The sequence below is a fragment of the Mesorhizobium sp. M7A.F.Ca.CA.002.15.2.1 genome (genome assembly GCF_003998715.1).
GTDB lineage: Bacteria > Pseudomonadota > Alphaproteobacteria > Rhizobiales > Rhizobiaceae > Mesorhizobium > Mesorhizobium ciceri.
In genome coordinates, this window is the sequence record NZ_RZPI01000371.1 from 1 (window position 1) to 5,536 (window position 5,536).

Here is a 5,536-nt window from a genome sequence, read left to right on the forward strand (position 1 = left end):
GTCTTCAACGGTTCGCTGTTCGGACTGCCTCTGGCGGTCGTCATCGTCGCCTGCGTGGCTGTCGTCGCCTGGGTCGTTTTGAAGAAGACGCCCTTCGGCGAATATCTGCTCGCCGTCGGCGGCAACGAGGAGGCGGCCTACATCGCCGGCGTGCCGATTGCCCGCACCAAGATCGCCGCCTACATGATCTCAGGCCTGCTGGCGGCGCTTGCCGCGCAGATCCTGATCGGCCGGTTGGGCGCCGCCGAACCCATCCTCGGCAATCTCTGGGAGCTCGACGCCATCGCGGCTGCCGCCATCGGCGGCGCCTCGCTGATGGGCGGCAAGGGCAGCGTCGTCGGCACCATCCTGGGCGCCGTCATCCTCGGCGCCATGCGCAACGGTTTGACGCTGATGAACGTCCAGTCCTTCTATCAGCTTCTGGCAACTGGTCTTATAATCCTCGCCGCGATGCTTATCGATCGCGTGACGAGGGGGCGTGGATGACCTTGAGCGGGCTGGACCTGAAAGCGGTAGGACCGCGCATCCGCATGATGATGCCGCATCTCACTCCGCTGGAGGCGAAGGTGGTGGAAACCGTCTTCGGCCGGCGCGGCTTCGACGAGAGCATTCCGCTGAAGCAGATCGCCGAGGAATCCGGCGTGTCCGAGGCGATGGTGGTCAAGATCGCCAAGAAGCTCGGCTTTTCCGGCTATCGCGACTTCCGCACCGCCGTCTATGAGTACAGTCGCCTGCCGACCGCCGAGATGCACCAGGAACTGTCATCCGACGACAGTTCGGCCGAGATCGTGCAAAAAGTGTTCCGCACCTCCATCCAGGCGCTGGAGGAGACGCTGGCGATCCTCGACATCGAGGATTTCGACCGCGCCGCCGAGCTGCTCTTCCGTGCCAAGAACCGGGATTTCTATGGCGTCGGCGGCTCGGCGCAGATCGCGCGCGACGTTTCGCACAAATTCCTGCGCATCGGCATCCGCGCATCCGTCTACGACGATTCGCACATGATGCTGATGTCGGCCTCGCTGCTCGGCGGCGACGACATCGCCGTCGGCTTCTCGCATTCGGGCAACACGTCGGCCGTTATCGACGCCATTCAGTTGGCCCGCAAGAACGGTGCCCGCACGCTGGCCATCACCAATTACGACAACTCGCCCCTGGCCGCCGTCGCCGATATCGTTCTGTGCTCGACCGCGCAGGGTTCGCCGCTGATGGGCGAGAACGCAGCGGCCCGCATTGCCCAGCTCAACATTCTCGACGCGTTGTTCGTCGCGGTGGCGCAGCGCGACTATCAGGCGGCGGAGCGAAATCTCGGCCGCACTATGTCGGCGGTGACATCGAAACGAAAAGACCGGGGCTCATGACGACAACGCCGCTGGTGACCGTGTTCGGCAGCCTGCATTACGACATTATGGTCGACGCGCCCGACCGCCCGCGCAAGGGCGAGACGGTGACCGGCCATGCCTGGCACCCCAAATGCGGTGGCAAGGGCGGCAACCAGGCCGTCTCGGCGGCGCGAGCCGGTGTGTATGCGGCGATGATCGGCGCCGTCGGCGACGATGATTTCGGGCGGGCGTTGCTGGCCAATCTCGATCGCGCCAAGGTCGACCGCCGCTTCGTGCGGGTGGCCGCTGGCGCCGGCTCCGGCATGAGCGTGGCGATCTTCGACCAAGGCGGCGACTATGGCGCGGTGATCGTCTCGGGCAGCAATCTGGCACTGGGCCATGCCGACAGTGCCTCTGCTTCCGATGTGGTGGGACAGACGGCGGTGCTCCTGCTGCAGAACGAAGTGCCGGAAGCCGCCAACATTGCCGCCGCACGCGCAGTCAAGGCACGGGGCAGCCGCGTCGTGCTCAACGCGGCCCCCGCGCGCAAACTCTCCGAGGAGTTGATCGCCCTGGTCGACATATTGGTGGTCAACGCCATCGAGGCGGAATTCCTGGCTGGCACGGCAGTGGTCGAGACACTCGACGGGGCCGCGCAAGCCGCACGGCTATTGGCCGATCTCTATCCCGTGGCGATCGTCACGGCGGGCGGCGAAGGCGTCGCCTGTTGCGACCGGAGCGGCGAGGCCTTTGCGCTGTCCGCCATCCCGGTCAAGGTCGCCAGCACGCATGGCGCCGGCGATGAATTCGTTGGCGCGCTGGCCGCGGGACTTGCCCGTGGGCAGACCATGCGGGCGGCCATCACCGCCGCCAACGCGGCTTCGGCCTTGCTGGTCTCGACGCCAGAGGCCGAGCGCGACGGCATCTGACCGGCTGGTTTCCGTCTTGCCAGACCGCAGCAGCGGCCGCCTATCCTTGCGGCCTCGCGCGAATTCCGCTAAGGCGCGCCTTTGTCGCCGGGGAACACGGACTTGGACGATCAACGCGCCGACGTCGCCATCATCATGGGCAGCCAGTCCGACTGGGCGACGATGCGCCATGCCGCCGAAACGCTGGAAGCACTTGGCATCCCGCACAAGCGGCTCATCATCTCCGCGCATCGTACACCGGACCGGCTCTATGATTTCGCCAAGGGCGCCAAGGCGGCCGGTTACCAGGTGATCATCGCCGGCGCCGGCGGTGCAGCACACCTGCCCGGCATGACGGCGGCGATGACGCCATTGCCGGTGTTCGGCGTGCCGGTGGAATCGAAAGCGCTTTCCGGGCAGGATTCGCTGCTGTCCATCGTCCAGATGCCAGCCGGCATTCCCGTTGGAACGCTGGCCATAGGCAAGGCTGGGGCCGCCAACGCAGCCCTTTTGGCCGCCGCCGTGCTGGCCCTGAACGATGACAGCCTTGCCGTCCGTCTGGATGCCTGGCGCGCCGCGCAGACTGCCAAGGTCGCGGCTGAACCGACGGATACGCCGTGAGCCTGCCCGCCGGATCGACCATCGGTATCATTGGCGGCGGCCAGCTCGGCCGCATGCTGGCTGTTGCTGCCGCCCGTCTCGGCTACCGCACCGTGGTGCTGGAGCCGCAAGCGGATTGCCCGGCCGCACAGGTCGCCAACCGGCAGATAACAGCCGCCTATGACGACCCGGCCGCCCTTGCCGACCTGGCAGCGTCAAGTTCCGTCATCACCTACGAGTTCGAGAACGTCCCGGTCGCAGCGGCCAGCGCGCTGGCGGCCAAGGTTCCGGTCTATCCGCCGGCGCGTGCGTTGGAAGTGGCGCAGGACCGGGTGGACGAAAAAACATTCCTCAACGGCATCGGCATTGCCACCGCCGATTTCCACGCCGTCGACAATGATGACGAGCTGGCGGCGGCGCTGAAAGCATTCGACGGCAGCGGCATCCTGAAGACCCGGCGCATGGGATATGACGGCAAGGGCCAGCGCGTCTTCCGCAACATGGAAGCCGGCGGTTTTGCCGGCACATGCGAGGCGATGGGCAATGTGCCGCTGATTCTGGAGTCCTTCGTGCCGTTCGAGCGCGAGATATCGGTGATCGCGGCGCGTGGGCTGGACGGTGCGGTTGTCGCCTACGATCCAGCCGAGAATATCCATCGCAACGGCATTCTCCACACATCGACCTTGCCGGCCGCCATTATGCCGGAGACGGCGCAAGCAGCCCGAACGGCCGCATCGAAGATCCTTGCGGCGCTCGACTATGTCGGTGTCATCGGCGTCGAGTTCTTCGTGCTGGCCGATGGCTCGCTGCTGGCCAACGAGATCGCGCCGCGCGTGCACAATTCCGGCCATTGGACGGAAGCCGCCTGTGTCGTTTCGCAGTTCGAGCAGCATATCCGCGCCATCGCCGGCCTGCCGCTCGGCGGCCCGGACCGCCATTCCGACTGCGTGATGGAAAACCTGATCGGCGACGATGTGCTGCGCGTCCCGGAGCTTCTCGCCGAGCCCGATCTGATGCTGCATCTCTACGGCAAGACCGAAGCGCGGCCCGGCCGCAAGATGGGTCATTTCACTCGGATCAGACGTCGCGCCTCATAAGGTTGCCTACTGCGCGTCGTCGCTCTCGTCCTGCCCTGTATTGGCGCAACTCCCATCGCCTTCCTCGCAATTGGCCGCGGCAGCGAGCTGCTTGACGCGGTCATTGGTCAATCTGGGTCAGGCATTGCGAAACTTCCATCGAATGGATCGATCCGCCTTCGCTGGCGGCGGTGGAATGCGCGCACTCGGCATCGCGAAAAGTGATCCAGGCGCGTTGCGCCACCTGCAGCAATCTCTTGCCGTTGGCATCGTCCGAGCTGGTGAGGTTCTGATAGGCCGTGTTGAGCCTGGCGTCGGCCGCCTGGTAATCCTCGCCGGCACAGATGTTCATCATTTGCTGGCTGTCGTCGCTGCGGTCGCATTCCTGCGCGCGCGCAACCGAAGCTGCCGCCAGCAGGACAAGGCAGGCGGCCAGGAACATCCGGCGCATAGTCGTCTCCAAATCATTTCACGGCGACCGCATCATCCCAGCCGGCCCAGGGCCGCGCAATGCCGCAAGGCAGACATGGCGGATAATTGATGACAGGGATGATTCACAGCCGCTATGGAGCACGCTTGCGGTTGACAGGGACAAGGCTCCTCGTTTATGAGCCACCCACAGTTCAAAGGCGCGTCTTCTGGCGCGCCTTAAAATTTCGACCCAACCGGGTCCACACCGACAGGCAAGACCATGAAGATCAAGAATTCGCTCAAGGCGCTGAAGGCGCGTCACCGCGACAACCAGCTGGTTCGCCGCAAGGGCCGCATCTACATCATCAACAAGACCGCCCCGCGCTACAAGGCACGTCAGGGCTGAGTTTTCGGGCAGGAGGCTGTCGCCTCCGCCCATTTGATGCTTGTCGCCGTCTGCCGGCCTTTTCACGCCAAATTCAGTTTGACGTTCTCTCGCCCGGGACTAGAGTCCGGCGATGCGGATTCCTTTTGCATTTTTGACATCTCTGCTTGTTTCCGGCGTCATTTATGGCCCGGCATGGGCGGATGGTGCTGTCGCGCCGCCGTCCACTCAGGATGCGCCGCCCGCCCCAACGACGAAACAAGCCCGCCTCGATCAGCTGTTCAGCGACTTGAAACGCGAACGCAACGAAAAGGCGGCGGAGCGCATCGCCGGCAACATCTGGAGCGAGTGGTCGCAATCCGGCAGCGCCTCGATCGACCTGATGATGCAATGGTCGCAAAAAGCCGTCGAGGGCCAGAAGTTCGACGTCGCGCTCGATTTCCTCGACCAGGTGGTGACTTTGCAGCCTACTTATGCCGAGGGCTGGAACCGGCGCGCCACCGTCCATTTCATGATGAAGAACTACGGCAAGTCGATGTCCGACATCGACCATACGCTGCAGCTCGAGCCGCGCCATTTCGGTGCGCTGTCCGGCCTGGCGCAGATCATGGCGTTGACCGGCCACAAGCAATCGGCGCTCGAGGCCTGGCAAAAGGTGCTGGCCATCTATCCGATGATGCGCAGCGCCCAGGACCAGGTCGGCACGATTTCGGAGGAACTTGCCGGTGAAGGCATTTGATTGCTCTAGGGGAGTAAGGGAATAGGGCAGTAAGACAGTAGGGGCAGATCGCACCTGCGGAACACACACCCTACTCCCCTACTCCCCTACTCCCCTAC

At 64.4% G+C, this 5,536-nt stretch carries 6 protein-coding genes and 2 pseudogenes; 7 read left to right on the top strand and 1 reads right to left on the bottom strand.

Annotation, left to right across the window (positions count from 1 at the left end; genetic code table 11):
• The 5 genes and pseudogenes from ENZ74_RS20025 to ENZ74_RS20045 form a co-directional block, all read left to right on the top strand.
• Positions 1-486 (top strand): annotated as a pseudogene (locus ENZ74_RS20025) (ribose ABC transporter permease); the annotation flags it as partial.
• Entirely contained in the window at positions 483-1,358 is an 876-nt protein-coding gene (locus ENZ74_RS20030) for a MurR/RpiR family transcriptional regulator (RefSeq protein WP_013529211.1), read from the top strand. The pseudogene ENZ74_RS20025 and the gene ENZ74_RS20030, both read left to right, overlap by 4 nt.
• Positions 1,355-2,248, top strand: coding sequence for a ribokinase (locus ENZ74_RS20035; protein ID WP_063169170.1), 894 nt, complete (start codon positions 1,355-1,357; stop codon positions 2,246-2,248). Before ENZ74_RS20030 ends, ENZ74_RS20035 begins: the two co-directional genes overlap by 4 nt.
• 102 nt (positions 2,249-2,350) lie before the next feature.
• Positions 2,351-2,848 (top strand): 5-(carboxyamino)imidazole ribonucleotide mutase, encoded by a 498-nt coding sequence (purE, locus tag ENZ74_RS20040; protein ID WP_063169171.1) that lies wholly within the window; start codon positions 2,351-2,353, stop codon positions 2,846-2,848.
• On the top strand, positions 2,845-3,924 hold the full coding sequence (locus ENZ74_RS20045) for a 5-(carboxyamino)imidazole ribonucleotide synthase (RefSeq protein ID WP_063169172.1): 1,080 nt from the start codon (positions 2,845-2,847) through the stop codon (positions 3,922-3,924). The genes purE and ENZ74_RS20045 overlap by 4 nt, the downstream gene beginning before the upstream one ends.
• Positions 3,925-3,930: 6 nt before the next feature.
• Here ENZ74_RS20045 and ENZ74_RS20050 read toward each other — a convergent pair.
• A pseudogene (locus ENZ74_RS20050) lies at positions 3,931-4,354 on the bottom strand (lysozyme inhibitor LprI family protein).
• 240 nt (positions 4,355-4,594) lie between these two features.
• On the opposite strand from ENZ74_RS20050, the gene ykgO reads away from it, so the two are divergent.
• Both ykgO and ENZ74_RS20060 read left to right on the top strand, forming a co-directional pair.
• A complete protein-coding gene (gene ykgO / locus ENZ74_RS20055) occupies positions 4,595-4,720 on the top strand; it encodes a type B 50S ribosomal protein L36 (protein ID WP_006203764.1) in 126 nt (41 codons plus the stop codon).
• A gap of 112 nt (positions 4,721-4,832) precedes the next feature.
• A complete protein-coding gene (locus ENZ74_RS20060) occupies positions 4,833-5,438 on the top strand; it encodes a hypothetical protein (RefSeq protein ID WP_063169173.1) in 606 nt (201 codons plus the stop codon).
• Positions 5,439-5,536 lie beyond the last annotated feature (98 nt).